We start from the raw sequence: 19,758 nt of genomic DNA, 5'->3' as shown, positions 1-19,758 counted from the left end.
GGAGGCTCAGCGATGACCGACACCCGTACTCCTTCCAAGTCCGCAACGCCGTCGACCGGCGTCAGCCGCCGCACCCTGCTGAAGGGCAGCGCCGCCGTGGCGGGCGCCGCCGTCGGCTCGGGCGCCATCACCGGCTTCCCGACCATCTGGGCGCAGAACATCAAGAATGTCACGCTGCGCCAGTTCGGCACCGGCGTGTCGAACCTGAACGCCGTCGCCGACAAGGTGAAGGAGGACCTGGGCTTCACGCTGCAGATGACGGCGCTCGATTCCGACGCGGTGACGCAGCGCGCGGTCACCCAGCCGAAGTCCTACGACATCGCCGACATCGAATACTGGATCGGCAAGAAGGTGTTCCCGGCCGGCGTCATGCAGCCGATGGACGTGAAGAAGATCAAGAACTTCGACAAGATCGTCCCGATCTTCATCACCGGCAAGCTGACGCCGGACAGCGCCATCGCCCAGGGCACCGCCCCCCACACCGTCGGCTTCGTCGAGGGCAAGGACAGCACCAAGTTCGCCAAGGCGCCGACCGAGTGGATGACGCTGATCCCGACCATCTACAATGCCGATACGCTGGGCATCCGCCCCGATCTGGTCGGCCGGCCGATCTCCAGCTGGAAGGATCTGCTCGACCCCGCCTTCAAGGGCAAGGCGTCGCTGCTGAACATCCCGTCGATCGGCATCATGGACGCCGCCATGGTCTGCGAGGCGATGGGCGAGATCAAGTATGGCGACAAGGGCAACATGACCAAGGAGGAGATCGACAAGACCCTCAAGATCATGACCGACGCCAAGAAGGCCGGCCAGTTCCGCGCCTTCTGGAAGACTTTCGACGAGAGCGTCAACCTGATGTCGTCGGGCGAGGTCATCATCCAGTCGATGTGGTCGCCCGCCGTCGCCGCCGTGCGCGCCAAGGGCATCCAGTGCGTCTACCAGCCGCTGAAGGAGGGCTATCGCGCCTGGGGCGGCGGTCTCGGCATCGCCAAGCATCTGAGCGGGCTGGAGCTGGACGCGGCCTATGAATACATCAACTGGTATCTGTCGGGCTGGGTCGGCGCCTATCTGAACCGCCAGGGCTATTATTCGGCCGTGCTCGACACCGCCAAGCAGCACATGTCGCCGGAGGAATGGGCCTTCTGGATGGAGGGTCAGCCGGCCAAGGCCGACATCCTCAGCCCCGAGGGCAAGGTGATGGAAAAGGCCGGCGCCGTGCGCGACGGCGGCTCGTTCCAGGAGCGCATGGGCCGCGTCGCCTGCTGGAACGCGGTGATGGACGAGGACCGCTACATGGTCCGCAAGTGGAACGAGTTCATCGCGGCCTGATGTTTGCGGTCGCCAACCATCCCCTCTCCCCCCCTGGGGAGAGGGTTAGGGTGAGGGGGACGCGCGGCGAGGATCTTCAAGAGTCGCGCACTCTCCGTTCCCTGTTATGTGCACGCAATGCATCCCCCTCACCCCGACCCTCTCCCCGGGGGGGGAGAGGGGGCTGATCGCCGACATCACCCACTGCAGGAACCCGCCCATGACCCTGACCGCCGAAACGTCCCGACCGTCCGCCACGGCCGCCGCCGGCAGGGTGCGGCGTGTCCGTCTGCTGCCGCGCGTCGCCCCCTACCTCCAGGCGGCACCGCTGACCGTCACGCTGCTGCTGTTCCTGCTGGTGCCGATCCTGACCATCGTCGCGGTCAGCTTCTGGGACTACGACAGCGTGCGCATCTACCCGGACTTCGTGCTGACCAACTACACCGAGCTGCTGACCTCGCCGGTCACCTGGAAGACCTATCTGAACACGCTGAAATACGCCGTGCTGACCTGGGCGATCACGCTCGGTATCGGCTTCACGGTGGCTTATTTCCTGGCCTTCCATGTGCGCTCCACCACCTGGCAGATGGTGCTGTTCCTGGTCTGCACCATCCCGTTCTGGACCTCCAACATCATCCGTATGATCTCGTGGATCCCGTTCCTGGGGCGCAACGGGCTGCTGAATTCCAGCCTGATCTCCGCCGGGATCATCGACCAGCCCTTGGAGTTCCTGCTGTTCTCCGACTTCTCGGTCGTGCTGGCCTTCGTCCACCTCTATGCGCTGTTCATGGTGGTGCCGATCTTCAATTCGATGATGCGCATCGACCGCGCCCTGATCGAGGCGGCGCGCGACGGCGGCGCCAGTGCGGCGCAGACGCTGTGGAACGTCATCCTGCCGCTGACCAAGCCCGGCATCGCCATCGGTTCCATCTTCGTCGTCACGCTGGTGATGGGCGACTTCATCACCGTGCGGCTGATGAGCGGCGGCCAGAGCGCCTCCATCGGCCTGATGATCGCCAACGAGATCTCGCTGCTGCAATACCCGGCCGCCGCCGCCAATGCGGTGGTTCTGCTGGCCGTCGTCCTGATCATGGTGGTGGCGATGCTGCGCGTCGTCGACATCCGCAAGGAGCTGTGAGCGATGAACACCTCCCGCCGCGGCCTGTCCTTCTATCTGCTTGGCGCCTTCTTCGCGCTGTTCGTGCTGTTCCTCTACGGCCCGACCGCCACCATCCTGATCCTGTCCTTCCAGGGGCCGGAGGGCGGGCTGACCTTCCCGATGAACGGGGTCTCGCTGCACTGGTTCCGCAACCTGTTCGAACAGCAGGCGGTCGGCGATTTCGGCGGGTCCTTCCGCCGGTCGATCGCGCTGGGGCTGATGGTGATGGTTCTGACCGTGCTGTTCTCGGTGCTGGCCGGCTTCGCCTTCCGCCGCCGCTTCCGCGGCAGCGGGGCGCTGTTCTACCTTGCCGTCGCCAGCCTGATCGTGCCGTCGATCCTGGTCAGCCTGGGCATCGGCCTGTTCTTCAACATCCTGGGGCTGGAGCCGTCCTGGTACAGCTCGGCGCTGGGCGCGCACCTGACCTGGACGCTGCCCTTCGGCCTGCTCATCGTCTTCGCCATCTTCAACCGCTTCAACCCGGCCTATGAGGAGGCGGCGCGCGACCTGGGTGCCTCGCCCTGGCAGACGGTGCGCCATGTGGTGCTGCCGATCCTGCTGCCCAGCCTGATCGGCGTCGGGCTGTTCGGCTTCACCCTGTCCTATGACGAGTTCGCCCGCACGCTGATGACCGCCGGCAGCTTCAACACGCTGCCGCTGGAGATCTACGGCATGACCACCAACGTGACGACACCGGTGCTCTATGCGCTGGGATCGCTGACGACGGTCTTCTCCTTCACCGTGATCGGCCTGTTCTTCCTGGGCCTGATCCTGTTGCGCCGCCATCGCCTGCGCCGAACCGGCGCTTAAGGAATCCGGACAATTATGCGTATCCTGGTCGTCAACCCGAACAGCACCGCCTCGATGACCGTGCGGATCGGTGCCGCCGCCCGCACCGTCGCGGCCCCCGGTACCGAGATCGTCGCCACCAACCCGCCGACCGGTCCCGCCAGCATCGAGGGCTATTACGACGAGGCGCTGGCCGTCCCCGGCATGCTGGCGGTGATCGACCGGCACCAGCGCGAGAGCGAACTCGCCGGCACGGTGATCGCCTGTTTCGACGATGTCGGGCTCGATGCCGCGCGCAGCCTCGCCACCGCACCGGTGGTCGGTATCTGCGAGGCGGCGATGCAGACCGCCGGGCTGCTGGGCGGCCGGTTCAGCGTGGTGACGACGCTGGCCCGCTCGGTTCCGGCGCTGGAACGGCTGGCCCAGCGCTATGGCATGGCCGGGCGCTGCACCATCCGTGCGGCCGGCGTGCCGGTGCTGGCGCTGGAGGACCCGGCGTCGGGGGCGGTCGGGCGGGTGCGGGCGGAGATCCGCCGGGCGGTGGAGCAGGACGGGGCGGAGACCATCGTGCTGGGTTGTGCCGGCATGGCCGACCTCGCCCGCTCCTTGAGCGAGGAGATGGGTCTGCCGGTGGTGGACGGCGTCACCGCCGCCGTGAAGCTGGTGGAGGGGTTGGCCGCGCTCGGACTGCGAACCAGCAAGGTCGGCGGCTATGCGCCGCCGCTGCCCAAGGCGCGCTGACCCCTCCGCCGTCCTACAGCCGTTGCGATTCCGGAAAATCCGGTGTCGCGATGCCTGACAAGGCAGCCTGTCCCGACAGTGTTCCGCTCGTCGGCCCGCCCAGGATGCGCCGGGCGGCGTCGGCGCATTGGCTGCGCAGTTCCGGCACGGCGGTCATTTCCCAGAAGGGAGCCTTGGCGACCGGGCCGAAGGCGAGCAGGCGCGGGGACGGGGTGCCGTCGGCGGCGATCACCGCGCCGCTTTCCGTCACGTCCAGCCCCAGCCGCAGGGAGTCCGGCCGGGCGAGGCCGCGGTCGAGCAGCGAGCGCACCAGCGGGTGGCGGATGCGGGTGTAGTCGCAGTTGGTTCCGGTGGCGTTGATCAGCGCGCCGGCCGTCAGCACCCGCTCCGCCCCGCCGCCGCGCTCGGTGACGGTCAGGTCCAGGCCGCCTGCGGTGAGGGCGGCGTTCTTCAGGCGGCCGGGCAGGATGCTGAGCTGGCCGCTGGCGCGGGCGGCGTCGATGCGGTCCGCCACCTGCGGCGCCATGCGGTGGCGGTGCACCTCCCAGAAGGGGCGGGCGTGGCGCAGGAAGCGCTGGCGCTCCTCCATCGGCAGATGCGCCCAGATGCGGTGATGGTGCGGCCGCAGCGCATCAAAGGCAGACCGCCAGTCATAGCCCGCCGCGGCCGCCCGCCGGGCATCGGCCTTCAGCGCGATCAGCACGTCCAGCACCGTGCTGGGCAGCACGTCCGGATGCAGGAACGAGGTGTAGGGCCGCGTCTCCTCATGGCGCAGCGGCAGCAGGCCACGGCGGGATACCGCCGTGACCGGTCCGCGATGGCCCTGGTCGAGCAGCGACAGAACCGTGTCGACCATGGTCAGCCCGGTGCCGAGGATGGCGACGTGAGCATCCCGGTCGATGTCGCCGATGGCGGCGGCATCCCATGGGTCGCCGATGAAGCGGTTGGATGCGAAAGCCTCGTCCGCCGTCGAAGAGGCCAGACAGGGCGGCGAGGGCGGGAAATTGCCGATGCACAGCGCTGCGGTGTCGGCGCTGACCACCCTGCCGTCGCCGAGCCGCACATGGACCGCCGGCCGGCTGCCCGACGGGGTTTCGGTGCGGACATCCACCGCTTCGCCACGGATCACGTTCAGGCGGGCATGGGCGGGCGCCTCGGCCTGCGCCTCCGCCAGGACGTCCTGGATATAGGCGCCGTACAGCGCGCGGGAGGCGAAGGCATGGCCGCTGGGCGGCATCGGCTGATCCGGCGTCGGCCCCTCCGCCCGGCTCCACAGCCAGCGCAGGAAATGGCGCGGATCGTCGGGATAGGCGCTCATGTTGTAGGCGCGGACGTTCAGCACATGCGCGCCGTTGGGGGTGGAATAGGCGACGCCGGTGCCCGGCCGGTGGCCGTATTCGATCAGATGGACCATCAGCGGCGCCTGGGCGCCGCGCAGCAGATGGGCGGCCAGCAGGCTTCCGGTGAAGCCGGCACCGACGATGGCGATCTGGCGGGGCTGGTGAAGACCGCCGGGCGGGGTGGCGCCGGGGGGATGGAAGTGAGGCGTTGCAGGCATCGAAGTCCGTCCTTCCGTGAGTCATTCCGGAAAAGGCCGGCCGTTGGCGTCTGTTCCCCGAACCTGCCGAACAACGGGTGAAGGCGGGGATTCGCGTCGGCCGTGTGTCTGCTCGGTCCGCTTCGTTCCGCCCTGAATATCACAGGGCCGGGGACACGCGCCATCGGCCGAACGGCAAACACTATTCCAAAAGTAGGGATTTGCCGGTTTTTTACGCAAACCGACCCGCATCATCGCTGTCGCCAAGACGGCGCCGATGTGGCACATGCGGTTGCGCGTGCCGGCCGAAGCGCGCCGCTGCATGACCGATCAGGAGCCGCCCCCATGTCTGTGCCGTCCATGCCGTCCGCCCCCCACGCTTCCGCTTCCGACCGGCTGGAGGCGGCGCTCTCCCGGATCGCCGATCCGGCGCGGCAGGGTGATCTGGTGTTCACCGACGTCCATGCGGAGGAGGCCCGTGCCGCCGCCCTGGCCAGCGACCGCCGCGCGGCGGCCGGTTGGTCGCTGGGGCCGCTCGACGGGCGGGTCGTCTCGGTGAAGGCGCTGTTCGACGTGGCGGGCGATGTCACCGCGGCCGGTTCCGCCATCCTGCGCGGGCGTCCCGCCGCAACGCGCGATGCCCGGGCGGTGGCGCGGCTGCGCGCCGCGGGGGCGGTGATCGTCGGCCGGACCCATATGACGGAATTCGCCTTTTCCGCCGTCGGCATCAATCCGCACTATGGCAATCCCGGAAATCCGCATGACCGCTCGCGGGTGCCGGGCGGATCCTCGTCGGGGGCGGTGATTTCGGTGGTCGACGGCATGGCGGAGATCGCGCTGGGCAGCGACACCGGCGGGTCGTTGCGCATCCCGGCGGCTCTGTCCGGTGCGGTGGGCTTCAAGCCATCCGCCGGGCGACTGCCGGCCGAGGGAGCCTTCCCGCTGTCGCCGACGCTGGACGTGATCGGACCGATTGCCGCCAGCGTCGGCGATGCGGCGCTGCTGGACAGCCTTCTTTCCGATGGCGATCCGGCGCCGCTGGTGCCGCTGCCAGTTGCCGGGCAGTCCTTCCTGGTGCCGCGCGGGCGGCTGTTCGACGGGGTGGAACCGGCGGTTGCCGCTGCCTTCGAGGCGGCGTTGGAGCGGCTGCGTGCGGCCGGGGCGCACATCGTCGACGGATCCATCGAGGCGGAACTGGACGCGCTGGCGGAACTGGACCGTATCGGCGTCTTCACGGCGATCGAGCTGGCCGCCACCCTGGCCGACCTCGGCATCACCGAGTTTGACGGAATCGACCCCAAGACCCGCGCGCGGATCGAGGCCGGCGGCAAGGCGCCCGCTGCCGATTATGTCCGCATGCAGCGCCGACGGGCCGAGTTGATCCGGCTGATGGACGAGCGGCTGACCCGTCATCCGGTCCTGCTGTTGCCGACCGTGCCGATGACGGCGCCTGCCATTGCCGACGTGCTGGACGATGCCACCTTCCACCGCGTCAACCTGGCCCTGCTGCGCAACACCCGAGTCGCCAACCTGTTCGACCTGCCGGCCATTTCCCTGCCGGTTCCGGCTGATGGGCTGCCGGTCGGCCTGATGGCGATGGGGCGGCGCGGCGGCGACCGCAGCCTGCTGGGCATCGCTGCCGGGCTGGAGGCCGCGCTGCGGGGATGAGTCTGCGTCGGGACCGCTGTGACCATGATGGGGCCGCGGATTTTTCGCGCAGGAATCCCGGCCCCGCACGTATCACCCATGTGGACGTGTATCATGATCGAAGAGTAGAGGCTGATCGTTATAAATAACTGATTCCTGACTCCAAAATGACTGTTGATCGTCACAAGCGATGTCAAAGAGTGGGACGGGAAAGAATCCGGTTCAATTCGCGGAAATTTCGCGCCTATTGTCTCCAGGCAGTCGGGCGACGACTGCCGACGAGAGCCGATGATCATCAAATGTGATGATTGGATGCCTCCGGCGGCGCCAATAATATTGGTGAAAAATTGCCGGATGGCGATCGGCTGAAATGCTTGGAGACTTCTTATGGCTACCAACTTCGCCACTGAATCGCTTAAGTCCGTGACGGCCAAGGCCACCGAACCGACCTCTTCCGTCACGACCTCCGACAGCGCAGTTGCCGAGGTCCAGGCCCACCAGCCTCTGCATCAGGACACCTCGAACCAGGATACCCAGCACAAGGACACCCAGCACACCGCGCCGACGCTGTCCGACAGCGCCGTTGCCGAACTGAAGGCCGCCTATGTCGCGGTCGAACAGGCCATTGCCGACGCCAAGAGCAGCAGCACGGCAAGCAGCGGCACGGCGACGGATACGAAGACCACGGATACGGCCACGACCGACAGTACGACTGCCGAGACCAAGACCGGCAGCACATCCGACACCCACCAGCCGCCGACCGACCCGCTGGTGAAGGTCTTGGCTGATGCCACCGGAGAGACCACGGCCACCGTCCAGGGCGTGTTGCAGCAGGTCCGCGCCGTGCAGCACCAGGAGCATCTGACCGACGCCTCCGGCCACACAGACACGACGAAGGACACCGGCACGTCTTCGGAGACCACCTCCACCGGCACGGCGACCGGCGACGCCAAGCCCGGCACCGGTGACGCGCCGCACTGGCACGACCGACTGATCGCTCAGCAGGACGGCTCGGGCACCGCCAGTTCGACCGATGCCGGGACCGGTCAGGCTGCCGCCGACGCCGGCAGCGCCATCTGGCAGCATTTCCTGAACCACTACGCCTCCGGTGACAGTGCGGTCACCGGCAATACCAACGTGGTCGCGGCGGTCGATGCGTTCGTCGACACCGTCCAGTCGCTGCACCTCGACCCCGGCCATGGTCAGATGCATGGCCATGGTACCGACGGCACGCATCTCGACACCGCCGCCTGACCGATCCTGCGCCCTCCCAGCCGATGGGAGGGCGCAGCCCTTTCACGACAGCCCGTATTTCCTGATCTTGTCGTGCAAAGTGGTCTTGGCGATCTGCAAGTCCTCCGCGGCGCGGGCGAGGCTGTGGTTGGTGCGGCGCAGGGTGTCGGCGATCAGGGCGCGTTCGAAGGTCTCGACCGCCTCGGCCAACGGGCGGCTGGCGGCAGGGTGAGCGGTGGCGAAGGGGGGAAAGCCCTGTTCGATGCCGAGAACGCAGCGGTCGGCGACATTGTGCAGCTCGCGTACGTTGCCCGGCCAGTCGTAGGCCATCAGGCGGCGCATGCGCCCGGCATCCGGCGGCGGGACCGGGCGGCCATGGCGGGCGGCGGCCTGGAGCGCGAACTGCTCGAACAGCAGCGGGATGTCCTCGCGCCGGTCGCGCAAAGGGGGCAGCGGGAGATTGGCGACGTTCAGCCGGTAATAGAGGTCGGCGCGGAACTGGCCACGGTCGGCCAGTTCGCGCAGATCGACCTTGGTCGCGGCGATCACCCGGCAATCGACATGGATCGGCGTGTTGGAACCCAGCCGTTCCAGCGTGCGTTCCTGAAGCACGCGCAGGAACTTGATCTGCACGGGCATCGGCATGCTCTCGATTTCGTCGAGGAACAGGGTGCCGCCGTTGGCGTGCTCCACCTTGCCGATGCGGCGCTTGCCGGCTCCGGTGAAGGAACCGGCCTCATGGCCGAAGATCTCGCTGTCGATCAGGCTTTCCGGCAGGCCGCCGCAGTTGATGGCGACGAAATTGCCGCCCCGGCGCGGGCTGGCCTCGTGCAGGCAGCGGGCGGCCAGTTCCTTGCCGGAGCCGGTCTCGCCATGGATCAGCACGTCGGCGGCGGAGCTGGCAAGCTCGCCGATCAGCCGGCGCACCCGTGCCATCTGCGGCGATCCGCCGACCAGCCGCGCCTCGATGCTGTCGCGGTTCTGCAAGCGGGCGCGCAGCTCGCGCACCTCCAGGGTCAGGCGGCGCTTTTCCAGGGCGCGGCGCACCACCTCGACCAGATAGTCGGGGGAGAAGGGCTTCTCGATGAAGTCGTGGGCGCCCAGCTTCATCGCCTGCACCGCCATCGCCACGTCGCCGTGGCCGGTCATCAGCACCACGGGCAGGTCGGGGTCGGCGGCCAGCAGTTCGGCCAACAGCGCCATCCCGTCCATGCCCGGCAGGCGGATGTCGGTGACGACGATGCCGGGAAAGCCGTCGGCCACCAGCCGGCGGGCCTTCTCCGCGCTGTCCACCGCCTCGGTCGGGATGTCCTCCAGTTCCAGCGCCTGCTGGCAGCCGAGGCTGACGTTGGGGTCGTCCTCGACGACGAGGACCTTCAGGGGCAGGGCCTTCAGGGCGGGGACGGCAGAGTCGGACATGGGAAATCTCCGGCCTGGACGGCGGTCGGGTCGGTGGGCAGGGTGGCGGCGGGAAGGTCGATGGTGAAGACCGCCCCGCCATCCGGACCATTCGCCCCGGTCAGGGCGCCGCCGAAGTCACGCACGATCCCGGCGGAGATGGCAAGCCCCAAGCCGAGCCCGCCGCCGCCCTCCTTGCTTGCGTCCTTCGCCGCCTCCTTGGTGGTGAAGAAGGGCTCGAACAGGCGGGGCAGCACCTCGGCGGGCAGGCCGGGACCATTGTCGGCCACCTGGATGCGGATCCGGCCGTCCACCGTCCGCGCCGTCAGCGTCAGCCTGCCGCTTTCGTGGCCGGCAAGGGCGTCGAGGCTGTTGGCGACCAGATTGACCAGCACCTGTTCCAGCCGGTTGGGGTCGCAGAGTGCCGCGACCTCCTCCGCCACATCGACCTGGACGGCGACGCCGGACCGCCGCAGCCGCTGGTCGAGCAGGAACAGCGCGTTGTCGATCGGCCGGCGCACCGCCACCGGGCGGGAGGCGCCGGAGGATTTGCGGGCGAAGGATTTCAGCTGGCTGGTCAGGGCGCCCATGCTGTCGACCAGATGGGCGATGCGCTCCAGATTGCCCTGCGCCGCGTCGAGATTGCCGCGCTGGAGGAACTTGACCGTATTGCCGGACAGGGTGCGGAGGGCCGCCAGCGGCTGGTTCAGCTCGTGCGCCAGCCCGGCGGACAGCTGGCCGATCACCGCCAGCTTGCCGGCATGGACCAGCTCGTCCTGGGCGGCGCGCAGGTTGCGGGTGCGCTCCTCCACCTTGCGTTCAAGCTCGCGCAGATGGCGGCGGCGCTGCATCCACATCAGCAGCAGGATGCCGAGGAAGGCGCTGCCGACCGCGGCCAGGGCGGCCTGGGCCCAGGCCATGCCGGTCACCTGATCCGCCGGCGACAGCACGGTCATCGTCCAGCCGGTGCCGTGCAGCGGTGCGGTCTGGGCCAGGAAGCCGCCGGACACCGGGAAGACCGTCTCCTCCAGCTGCCCCTCGGCCGGGCGGGAGAGGCGCACCAGTTCGGCATCGGCGGCGATGCGGTCCTGCGGCATCAGGCCGAGCGGCGCCAGCGGGCGGGCGTTGTATTGCAGGGTCTGGTCGAAATGGCGCCGCGTCGGCTCGTCCATCGGCCGCAGGGTGGTGAATTTCCAGGAGGGGACCGAGGCGAGGATGACCACGCCGTTCTCGTCGGCGACCAGGACCGGCGCCTCCACCGTCGACCAGGACTGCTCCAGCTGTTCCAGGCTGACCTTCACCACGGCGACGCCGACGATGGCGCCATCCTCCGTCAGCGGCGAGGACAGGTAGTAGCCGGCTTCCCCCCGCGTGGTGCCGACACCGAAGAAGCGGCCCTGGTGGCCGGCGGCGGCCTCGACGAAATAGGGGCGGTAGGACAGATCCTCGCCGATGAAGCTGTCGGGGCGGTTCCAGTTGCTGGTGGCCAGCACCCGGCCCCGGCGGTTCAGCACATAGATCGACAGGGTGCCGGCCCGCTCGTTCAGCCGCTCCAGATAGCGGTTCAGCCCCCAGGCCAGCGGCGCCCGCCCGGTGACGAGGTCGAGGACGTCGCGCTCCAGCCCCAGCGTGGCGGGGAAATAGGCGTATTTGTCGATCTCGCGTTCCAGGCTCTCGGCATAGAGGTCGAGCCGGTGCCGCCCGGTCTCCTGGAGGGCGGCGAGCCCCATCCCCTCGCTGACCAGGAAGCCCGCGACACCGGCGAGCAGGGCCAGACCGGCGAGCGCCGGCAGCAGAAGGCCGATGGTGCGGATGCGTCTTGCTGCGGGCATGAAAAAGGCGGGCAGGGAAAGGGGCCGCCGCATCATAGCAGAAGCCCCCGTCCCATGGCCCGCCCGTCTTCCAGGCTGCTTTTTCAGAGCGCCCGTCCGTTACTCGGCAGCGGCCGGGGAGGGCAGGGCGGCGCCGGCCTCCTCCTCGTCCTCTTGCGTGCCGATGGCGTTCTCCCACTTGGCGACCACCGTGGTGGCGATGCCGTTGCCCAGCACGTTGGTGGCGGTGCGGCCCATGTCGAGGAAATGGTCGATGCCCATGATCAGCAGCACGCCGGCCTCCGGCAGGTGGAACATCGGCAGCACCGCGGCCACCACCACCAGCGAGGAGCGCGGAACGCCGGCGATGCCCTTGCTCGACACCATCAGCACCAGCAGCATGACGATCTGCTGTTCCAGCGACAGCGGGATGCCATAGGCCTGGGCGATGAACAGCGACGCGAAGGCCGTGTAGATCATCGAGCCGTCGAGGTTGAAGGAATAGCCGAGCGGCAGCACGAAGCCGATCACCCGCTCGCGCACGCCGAGCGTCTTCAGCTCCTCCATCACCCGCGGATAGGCCGATTCACTGGAGGCGGTGGAGAAGCCCAGCAGCATCGGCTGGCGCATCGCCTTGACCACGCGGAAGACGTCGCCCTTCAGCACGACGAAGCCGGCGAAGACCAGCACCGCCCACAGCACCGCCAGCGCCACGTAGAAGCTGCCCATGAACTTGCCGTAGACCAGCAGCACGCCCAGCCCCTGGATGGTCACCACGTTGGCGACGGCGGCGAAGACGCCGATCGGGGCGAAGCGCATGACATAGTCGGTGACCTTCAGCATCACCGGCACGACCTCTTCGATCGAGCGGGCGAGCAGGCCGGCCTTGGTGTCGCGCAGCTGACCGATGGCGAGGCCGACGAAGACCGAGAAGATCAGGATCTGCAGGATCTCGTTGTTCGCCATCGCCTCGAAGAAGTTGCGCGGGAAGACGTGGGTCAGGAAATCCTTCAGGTTCAGGGCGGAGGTCTTCAGCCCGGCGCTGGCCGCCACGTCGGGCAGCGGCACGCCGACATTGGCGCCCGGATGCAGCAGGTTGGCGAAGATCAGCCCGATGAACAGCGACACGAAGGACGCCATCAGGAACCAGCCGACCGCCTTGCCGCCGATGCGGCCGACGGTGCGGGCGTCGCCCATGCCGGCCATGCCGGCGACCAGGGTGGCGAAGATCAGGGGCGCGATGATCATCTTGATCAGGCGCAGGAAGATGTCCGTCACCATCGCGAAATAGCCGGCGATCTCCTTGGCGGCCGCCGCGTCGAACAGGCTGTTGCAGACATAGCCGGTGACGATGCCCAGCAGCATGGCGACGATGATCAGCGTCGTCTGTTTGTTCATGGTCCTGTTACCTCACCTTGGTCCCGCCCGCCTCTACGCGCCGGCCGGGTTGCGGTCGATGGGAGCCGGCCCCGAATGGGTCGGGGCCGGGTGGCGGTGCGGATCAGCCGGCGGTCGCCAGCAGCCGCGGCTGGGTCAGCACCTCCGGCCGCAGCACTTCTGCCAGGGCGGCGGCGGTCATCAGGCCGCGCGCCTCCACCAGTTCGGCGACGCCCTTGCCGGTGCGGTGGGCCTCGGCGGCCACCTCGGTGGCGTTGGCGTAGCCGATGTAGGGGTTGAGCGCGGTGACGATGCCGATGGAGTTGCGCACGCTCGCTTCCAGATGGTCGCGGTTGGCGGTGATGCCGTCGATGCAGCGGTCGGCCAGCACCAGGCAGCCCTGGCGCAGGTGGGTGATGCTCTTGAACAGGCTGTGGGCGATGATCGGCTCGAAGGCGTTCAGCTGGAGCTGGCCAGCCTCGGCGGCGAAGGTGACGGTCATGTCGTTGCCGATCACCTCGAAGGCGATCTGGTTGACCACCTCGGGGATCACCGGGTTGACCTTGCCCGGCATGATCGACGAGCCGGCCTGCCGCGCCGGCAGGTTGATCTCGCCGAAGCCGGCGCGCGGGCCGCTGGACAGCAGGCGCAGGTCGTTGCAGGTCTTGGACAGCTTCACCGCCACCCGCTTCAGCACGCCCGACAGCTGGACGAAGCTGCCGCAATCCTGCGTCGCCTCGATCAGATTGGGGGCGGTGAGCACCGGCACGCCGCTGATCTCGGCCAGACGGCGGCAGACCAATGCTGCGTATTGCGGATGGGCGTTGATGCCGGTGCCGATGGCGGTGGCGCCCAGGTTGATCTCGCGGATCAGCAGGGCGGCCTCCTTCAGCCGCTCCTCGTCCTCGGCCAGCATGACGGCGTAGGTGGAGAATTCCTGGCCCAGCGTCATCGGCACGGCGTCCTGCAGCTGGGTGCGGCCCATCTTCAGGATGTCGCGGAACTCGTCGGCCTTGCGCTGGAAGGCGGCGCGCAGGTACCCCATCGCCTCCACCAGCCGGAAGATGCCGGTGTAGGTCGCCAGCTTCAGCGCCGTCGGATAGACGTCGTTGGTCGACTGGCTCATGTTGACGTGTTCGTTGGGATGCAGGTGGGCGTAGTCGCCGCGGCCATGCCCCAGGATCTCCAGCGCCCGGTTGGCGATCACCTCGTTGGCGTTCATGTTGGTCGAGGTGCCGGCCCCGCCCTGGATCACGTCGACGACGAACTGGTCGTGCAGCTTGCCGGCGCGGATCTCGCGGCAGGCGGCGGCGATGGCGTCGGCCCGCTCGGCGGTCAGCAGACCCAGTTCATGGTTGGCGCGGGCGGCGGCCATCTTGATCTCGGCGAGCGCCCGGACCAGATCGGGATAGTGGGAAATCGGCGTGCCGGTGATCGGGAAATTCTCGACAGCGCGCAGGGTGTGGACCCCGTAATAGGCGTCGGCCGGGACCTCGCGGTCGCCCAGCAGGTCGTGTTCGGTGCGCGTTGTGGCAGGCATCGGACGTTTCGCTCCCTTGGTTGAAACCGCCCCGTCTTCGCGGAGCGCAACCTGTAAAGAGCAACCGGCATGCCAGCGCGCGCGGGCATGACGTCGCGGCCTAAGCCACTGATCTTCCAGCGTATGATTGTTGGCGAGAGCCGCGGACATTCGGATTTCCGAATGCGCCCGCTCATGGGCGTTCGGATTTCCGAACGGGTCGCGCGATTTTCCCGCGGGTTATTCGCCGAGGCGGCCGCTCCAGTCCTCCACCCTGCCGCTCTCCACCCGGCGCCGGGCGAGCGTGCGCCAGCCGGTGGCGAGCGGCTCCAGTCCGGCGATGCCGGCCAGGGTCGGGAGGTCGCCGGTGTTGTGATAGAAGGCGCGCAGGATGCGGGCCAGCGGCCAGTCGGGCAGCGGGCGGTCGATCAGGGCGATCCCGTCGCCGGCGGCGGCGGTGCCCGGTTCCAGCACGCGATAATACCAGCCGGTCCGGCCGGTGGATTGCACCCGCCGCGCCATGTCGGCCACGCCGAAGCGATGGTTCAGCTTCCAGCAGGGCTGGCGCCCCTGGCTGACCTGGACCGTCGCCGTGCCGAGGCGGAAGACGTCGCCGACACAGACCGTCTCCTCCGTCAGGCCGAGGGTGGAGATGTTCTCGCCGAAGGCGCCGACCGCGTCCAGCAGCGATGCCGGCGCGGGCAGGTCGGTGCGCCAAGCCGGGTAATGGTCGAAGGGGTAATGGTGGATCGCCTTGTCCGGCCCGCCATGGTTGCGGCGGTCGGCCTGCTCGTCGCCTTCCAGCCCGGCCGGCCCGATGGCGACGGCGGCATCGACCGGACGCTTGCCGATGGCGCTGAGCGTGTCCGGCCGGCCGAACGGGACCGCCCTGCCGGTCAGGATTGCGTTCAGCGTCGTGGGATTTGTCATCGGCCAGTCTCCGGTTTCATCGCCGCTCCCTTGCCGGGGCGGCCTGTCGCACCGGATCGGTTATCGCTTTCCGGCCGGCGACCGCCAAGGTGCCGCCGCGGCAGGTCAGCAATGCGGACCACGGCGGCGATTTTCATCTTGCGAATTCGGCCGGCCGGAGAGCGGGTTTCTTGCAATCTGCAACGAAGCAGTGTCAAAACGGAAATATATCCGGTCACTAAACAAATAACCCTAATATATCAAAGGCTGAAATACTGAAAACAAACCCTTTGGTAGTGAAGATCAGGGATGGTGCATGCCTGAAGCCCATTCAGACATGCAGATTTGCCGGACAGTATTTGGTCATCCATTGCGGAGACTTTGCCGGGTCCCAGGCGCGGTAAAACCCGAATATTTCGGCGCCTCTCTTGCCGGAGATATCCCTCAAATGTCATCGAATCCTCCCAATATATCATCCACCCGCCCGTGCCATTGCAAACCCTCCGGCAGTCATACGTCGGTATTCCAGTGGCATATTTGGTGCACACGTCTCCGCTCGTTGGTCACTTGGGCGGATGGAGGACGGCATGGTCGGGTCGACAGTTGCAGCTTCTGCGGGTGGGATATTCGCGAACGTCGGGATCGGACGGAAGATTGCGATCGGCTTCGGTGCCGTGCTGCTGATCATGGTGGGACTTGCAGGGCGGAGCTATCTGTCTTTCGGCAACATCTCGCATCAGTTCGAAGTCTATGAACATGGCGTTTCGGTCATGGATGTCGCTTCCAACATCGAGATGGAGGTGCTGGCCATGCGCGGGGCGGTTCGCGAATTCGCCTTGAGCGGCAATCCCGCCCGCGAAGCGGTGGCCCGCGAGGCGATGGAGAAGCTGCGCGGCAGCTTCGAGACGGCCTATGGTCTTGCCCGCGACCCCGCTCTGAAATCCAGGCTCGATCGGGCAAAGACCCAGTTCGGCATTTATGTCGACGGATTTCAGCGTGTCGTGCCGATGCAGCAGGAACTGATGGGGCTGGTGTCCGACACGCTGGATCCGCTGGGACTGCACGCCCGCGTCGAGCTGGAGCGTATCCGTGGCGAGGCCGTGGCCGTCGGCGATGCCGTTTCGGTCACCCATGCCTGGGAAAGCATGGAGGCTCTGATGGTCGGCCGGCTGTCCGCCAACAAGATGCTGGCCCGTCATGACGACGAGTCCGCCAGGAAGGCGGAGGAGGCCTTCACCGCGCTCGCACGGAGCCTCCAGCAGTTGGCCGCGACCTCCGGCGACCGTCCCTATGCGGCGACGGTCACCAACCTCCAGGCTACGGTATCGCGCTATCAGGCCGGCTTCCTGCGGGCGAAGGAACTCAGCCACACCATCAACGGGCTGATCAACGGCGGGATGGCCCAGGCCGGCGCCGCCGTCACCGAGGAGGCCAACGCGATCAGCCGGAGCGCCCTGGCGGAAACGGGCCGGATCCGGCAATCCACCCTGGCGGACATCTCCGGCACGGAAGTTCTGGTCCTGCTGCTGTCGGCCGGCGGGCTTCTGGCCGGGCTGTTCTGCGCCATCCTGATCAGCCGCGCCATCACCCGGCCGGTGACCGCCATGACCGGCACCATGCGGGAACTCGCCGCCGGCAAGCTGGACATCGCCATTCCCGGCGCCGGTCAGAAGGACGAGATCGGCGCCATGGCCGCCGCCGTGACGGTCTTCAAGGAGAACGCCCTGACGGCCCGGCGGCTGGAGGCGGAGCAGCGGGCCGAGCAGGAGCGCAAGGAGGCCCGGTCGGCGACGGTCGACCGGCTGGTGGTCGAGTTCGAGGACACCGTTGCCGGTATCCTGCGCACGGTATCCTCGGCCTCCACCGAACTGGACAGCACCGCGCACCTGATGAACGCCACCGCGGAGCAGACCAGCCGCCAGTCGACCGCCTCGGCCGGTGCGGCGGAACAGACCTCCGCCAATGTGCAGACCGTCGCCACCGCGGCCGAGGAAATGGTGGCGTCGTTGCAGGAGATCGCCCGGCAGGTCACCCGGTCCTCCACCATCGCCAACGACGCGGTCGCCCAGGCCGCGCATACCGACGACACCGTGCAGGGGCTGGCCCTGACCGCCAGGAAGATCAGCGATGTCGTTGCCCTGATCTCGACCATCGCCGGGCAGACCAACCTGCTGGCCCTGAACGCCACCATCGAGGCCGCCCGCGCCGGCGAGCATGGCAAGGGCTTCGCCGTCGTCGCCGCCGAGGTGAAGAGCCTGGCCGAACAGACCGCCCGGGCCACCGACGAGATCACCGGTCAGATCGCGGCCATTCAGACCGCCACCGGCGGGGTGGTCGAGGCGATCCGGATGAATTCCGACATGATCCGCCAGATGAACGAGATCACCGCGGCCATCGCCTCGGCGGTCGAGGAGCAGAACGCGGCGACCGCCGAGATCACGCGCAGCGTGACCGAAGCGGCAACCGGGACGCAGGAGGTCGCCCGCAACATCCAGCAGGTGATGGAGGCGACGGGGCAGACCGGCGCCGCGGCGGCCCAGGTTCTGAGTGCTGCGGGCGAACTGTCGCACCAGTCGGAAACGCTGCGGACGAATCTGGAGAGCTTCCTCACCAGCATCCGGGCGGCGTGACCGGGCTCCAGGCTGGATGCAGGGGGGTCCGGAGGCGGCCGGGTCTTGCGGTCTCCGGATGCCGCTATTCCAGCTTGTGCACGAAGTGGTGGCAGCCGATCTGGTAACGCTTGCCCATATAGACGCGATGGGCGCTGCTGCGCTCCGGGCCGACGGCGGAATCGAGATGCAGCGCCTTGCAGTCCAGCCTTTCGGCCTCCGCCTTCGCCCAGTCGAGAATGACGGAGGCATAGCCGCGGCCACGGTATTCCGGCAGCGTCGCCATGTCGACGATGTAGAAGGACTTCCCCAGCCAAAGTGAATATTGCAGGCGGAAACCCAGGACGCAGGCCGCCGGGCCGCCCGGTTCTGGAACGATGCCGGCGAGGCGGTAGCCGTTCGGCCGCAGCACCGTGTCGATGATGCGGGTCATCTCCGCAGCCTCGTATTTCGGCCACAACACTTGCAGGGCCGGCACGGCCAACTCCGTTTCCCCTTCCGAAATCCCGATGATGTCCGGCTGCACGCTTCTTCCTTCCGGTCCCGGCTTCTCCATGGTTTTCATGGTACCAGAAGGCGTTATGGCCGTGTTGCGGTCGCCGCATCCGATCACCGCCGGCCTGCAATGCGTGGCGGGAGCACCGGCTCAGCCGGCGGTGAGCACGATCTTGCCCTGAAGATGGCCCGTGGCGGCGCGCTCGTGCGCCTGCCGGGCGTCGGCGAGCGGGAAGACGCTGTCGATGGCGATGCGGATGGTGCCGTCGTCCAGGAGGCTTGCGATCTCCGTCAGCTGCGCGCCGTTGGAGCGGACCTGCGTCGCAGAGATCGTGACGCCCAGCTGTTCCGCCTCGGCGGCGGCGTCGAGACCGAGCGGGAAGATGGGGAACAGGGCGCCGCCACGCTTCAGCGTGGCCAGGAAACGGGCGGAGGATGGGCCGCCGACCGCGTCGACGACGAGATCGACCCCGCGCACGACATCCTCGGCCCTGGTCCTGGCGTAATCGATGACCTCGTCGGCGCCGAAGCCGCGCAGAAGCGCCTCGTGCCGGCCGGAGGCCACGGCGATGACGCGCGCGCCCCGCCATTTCGCGAGTTGCAGGGCGAGATGTCCGACCCCGCCGGCGGCGCCGTTGACCAGCACCGTCTTGCCGTCGAGCGGCACCGGCCGGTGCTGGTGCGGCTGAAGCGGATTCGGTTCGCCGTGACCCAGATCGATCAGGAACTGCCAGGCGGTCAGCAGCGACATCGGGGCCGCGGCGGCATGCAGATGGTCGATCCCGGCCGGTTTGCGCCCGACATCCGTCACCGGTGCGGTGACATACTGCGCATAGGCCCGGCTGTCCCCGGCGAGGCCGGTGGGAAAGCGGATCATTGCATAGACCTCGTCGCCGGCCGCGAAGGTCCGCACATCATCGGCGACGGCCTCGACCACGCCGGACACGTCGGTTCCGACGATCACGGGGAAGGAGACCTGCGGCTGCCATTCGGGCGGAAGCATGCGGTAGCCGTCGCGCAGGTACCAGTCGGGTGGGTTGACGCCGACCGCGTGGACGCGGATCAGCACCTCGCCCGGCTTCGGTTCGGGCTTCGGCGCGTCCTCGTAAACCAGAACCTCCGGACCGCCGAAGGCATGCAGCCGGACCGCTTTCATCGTCTTGGTCATCATGGTCTCCATTGCAAGGCATCGGGATCGGACGAGCATATGGCCGGCGGTTGCCCATTGA

The 19,758-nt window shown here is 67.9% G+C and carries 15 protein-coding genes; 7 read left to right on the top strand and 8 right to left on the bottom strand.

What is annotated here, in order from left to right; all coding sequences use genetic code 11:
- The first annotated feature begins 12 nt into the window (after window positions 1–12).
- The 4 genes from J2848_RS17135 (at window position 13) to J2848_RS17120 (ending at window position 3,994) form a co-directional block, all read left to right on the top strand.
- A complete protein-coding gene (locus J2848_RS17135; protein WP_149232273.1) occupies window positions 13–1,326 on the top strand; it encodes an ABC transporter substrate-binding protein in 1,314 nt (437 codons plus the stop codon).
- A gap of 199 nt (window positions 1,327–1,525) precedes the next feature.
- Complete coding sequence (locus tag J2848_RS17130; RefSeq protein ID WP_170307082.1) at window positions 1,526–2,443, top strand: ABC transporter permease; 918 nt, start codon at window positions 1,526–1,528, stop codon at window positions 2,441–2,443.
- 3 nt (window positions 2,444–2,446) lie between these two features.
- The gene (locus tag J2848_RS17125) at window positions 2,447–3,274 is read left to right on the top strand and encodes an ABC transporter permease (protein WP_149232274.1); all 828 of its coding nucleotides are present in this window, start codon (window positions 2,447–2,449) and stop codon (window positions 3,272–3,274) included.
- A 15-nt stretch (window positions 3,275–3,289) separates the two neighbouring features.
- The gene (locus J2848_RS17120; RefSeq protein WP_149232275.1) at window positions 3,290–3,994 is read left to right on the top strand and encodes an aspartate/glutamate racemase family protein; all 705 of its coding nucleotides are present in this window, start codon (window positions 3,290–3,292) and stop codon (window positions 3,992–3,994) included.
- Between the two features lie 13 nt (window positions 3,995–4,007).
- Here the strand turns inward: J2848_RS17120 and J2848_RS17115 are convergent, their stop codons facing one another.
- The gene (locus tag J2848_RS17115; protein WP_149232276.1) at window positions 4,008–5,552 is read right to left on the bottom strand and encodes an FAD/NAD(P)-binding protein; all 1,545 of its coding nucleotides are present in this window, start codon (window positions 5,550–5,552) and stop codon (window positions 4,008–4,010) included.
- A 324-nt stretch (window positions 5,553–5,876) separates the two neighbouring features.
- Between J2848_RS17115 and J2848_RS17110 the strand changes: the two genes are divergently transcribed.
- A complete protein-coding gene (locus J2848_RS17110) occupies window positions 5,877–7,199 on the top strand; it encodes an amidase (RefSeq protein ID WP_246193945.1) in 1,323 nt (440 codons plus the stop codon).
- A 366-nt stretch (window positions 7,200–7,565) separates the two neighbouring features.
- On the top strand, window positions 7,566–8,432 hold the full coding sequence (locus tag J2848_RS17105; protein ID WP_170307083.1) for a hypothetical protein: 867 nt from the start codon (window positions 7,566–7,568) through the stop codon (window positions 8,430–8,432).
- A 42-nt stretch (window positions 8,433–8,474) separates the two neighbouring features.
- Here J2848_RS17105 and J2848_RS17100 read toward each other — a convergent pair whose 3' ends face one another.
- From J2848_RS17100 to J2848_RS17080, 5 genes are all read right to left on the bottom strand, one after another.
- On the bottom strand, window positions 8,475–9,830 hold the full coding sequence (locus J2848_RS17100) for a sigma-54-dependent transcriptional regulator (protein WP_149232278.1): 1,356 nt from the start codon (window positions 9,828–9,830) through the stop codon (window positions 8,475–8,477).
- The gene (locus J2848_RS17095; protein ID WP_149232279.1) at window positions 9,803–11,641 is read right to left on the bottom strand and encodes a sensor histidine kinase; all 1,839 of its coding nucleotides are present in this window, start codon (window positions 11,639–11,641) and stop codon (window positions 9,803–9,805) included. Before J2848_RS17095 ends, J2848_RS17100 begins: the two co-directional genes overlap by 28 nt.
- Window positions 11,642–11,740: 99 nt before the next feature.
- The gene (locus J2848_RS17090) at window positions 11,741–13,018 is read right to left on the bottom strand and encodes a dicarboxylate/amino acid:cation symporter (protein WP_149232280.1); all 1,278 of its coding nucleotides are present in this window, start codon (window positions 13,016–13,018) and stop codon (window positions 11,741–11,743) included.
- 103 nt (window positions 13,019–13,121) lie between these two features.
- Window positions 13,122–14,537, bottom strand: coding sequence for an aspartate ammonia-lyase (gene aspA, locus J2848_RS17085; protein WP_149232281.1), 1,416 nt, complete (start codon window positions 14,535–14,537; stop codon window positions 13,122–13,124).
- 219 nt (window positions 14,538–14,756) lie between these two features.
- Window positions 14,757–15,446 carry an MOSC domain-containing protein gene (locus J2848_RS17080; RefSeq protein ID WP_149232282.1) on the bottom strand — a complete coding sequence of 230 codons (690 nt, stop codon included), beginning with the start codon at window positions 15,444–15,446 and terminating at the stop codon, window positions 14,757–14,759.
- Window positions 15,447–16,111: 665 nt separating this feature from the next.
- Between J2848_RS17080 and J2848_RS17075 the strand changes: the two genes are divergently transcribed.
- Window positions 16,112–18,055 (top strand): methyl-accepting chemotaxis protein, encoded by a 1,944-nt coding sequence (locus tag J2848_RS17075; RefSeq protein ID WP_246193946.1) that lies wholly within the window; start codon window positions 16,112–16,114, stop codon window positions 18,053–18,055.
- Window positions 18,056–18,119: 64 nt separating this feature from the next.
- Here the strand turns inward: J2848_RS17075 and J2848_RS17070 are convergent, their stop codons facing one another.
- A complete protein-coding gene (locus J2848_RS17070; RefSeq protein ID WP_149232284.1) occupies window positions 18,120–18,560 on the bottom strand; it encodes a GNAT family N-acetyltransferase in 441 nt (146 codons plus the stop codon).
- Window positions 18,561–18,680: 120 nt separating this feature from the next.
- On the bottom strand, window positions 18,681–19,697 hold the full coding sequence (locus J2848_RS17065; protein WP_211103176.1) for an NADP-dependent oxidoreductase: 1,017 nt from the start codon (window positions 19,695–19,697) through the stop codon (window positions 18,681–18,683).
- Between the last annotated feature and the right edge of the window lie 61 nt (window positions 19,698–19,758).

Source organism: Azospirillum lipoferum (assembly GCF_024170005.1).
GTDB lineage: Bacteria > Pseudomonadota > Alphaproteobacteria > Azospirillales > Azospirillaceae > Azospirillum > Azospirillum lipoferum.
Note: the sequence above shows the minus strand (reverse complement) of the source record. Positions and strands in the feature narration are given on the sequence as shown.

Bases quoted from the DNA above. Each gene is read 5' to 3' on its own strand.
- J2848_RS17080 (WP_149232282.1), bottom strand. From the start codon at position 15,446: ATGACAAATCCCACGACGCTGAACGCAATCCTGACCGGCAGGGCGGTC.
- J2848_RS17120 (WP_149232275.1), top strand. From the start codon at position 3,290: ATGCGTATCCTGGTCGTCAACCCGAACAGCACCGCCTCGATGACCGTG.
- J2848_RS17110 (WP_246193945.1), top strand. From the start codon at position 5,877: ATGTCTGTGCCGTCCATGCCGTCCGCCCCCCACGCTTCCGCTTCCGAC.
- J2848_RS17125 (WP_149232274.1), top strand. From the start codon at position 2,447: ATGAACACCTCCCGCCGCGGCCTGTCCTTCTATCTGCTTGGCGCCTTC.
- J2848_RS17100 (WP_149232278.1), bottom strand. From the start codon at position 9,830: ATGTCCGACTCTGCCGTCCCCGCCCTGAAGGCCCTGCCCCTGAAGGTC.
- J2848_RS17135 (WP_149232273.1), top strand. From the start codon at position 13: ATGACCGACACCCGTACTCCTTCCAAGTCCGCAACGCCGTCGACCGGC.
- J2848_RS17075 (WP_246193946.1), top strand. From the start codon at position 16,112: ATGGTGGGACTTGCAGGGCGGAGCTATCTGTCTTTCGGCAACATCTCG.
- J2848_RS17090 (WP_149232280.1), bottom strand. From the start codon at position 13,018: ATGAACAAACAGACGACGCTGATCATCGTCGCCATGCTGCTGGGCATC.
- J2848_RS17065 (WP_211103176.1), bottom strand. From the start codon at position 19,697: ATGACCAAGACGATGAAAGCGGTCCGGCTGCATGCCTTCGGCGGTCCG.
- J2848_RS17130 (WP_170307082.1), top strand. From the start codon at position 1,526: ATGACCCTGACCGCCGAAACGTCCCGACCGTCCGCCACGGCCGCCGCC.
- J2848_RS17115 (WP_149232276.1), bottom strand. From the start codon at position 5,552: ATGCCTGCAACGCCTCACTTCCATCCCCCCGGCGCCACCCCGCCCGGC.
- J2848_RS17095 (WP_149232279.1), bottom strand. From the start codon at position 11,641: ATGCCCGCAGCAAGACGCATCCGCACCATCGGCCTTCTGCTGCCGGCG.
- aspA (WP_149232281.1), bottom strand. From the start codon at position 14,537: ATGCCTGCCACAACGCGCACCGAACACGACCTGCTGGGCGACCGCGAG.
- J2848_RS17105 (WP_170307083.1), top strand. From the start codon at position 7,566: ATGGCTACCAACTTCGCCACTGAATCGCTTAAGTCCGTGACGGCCAAG.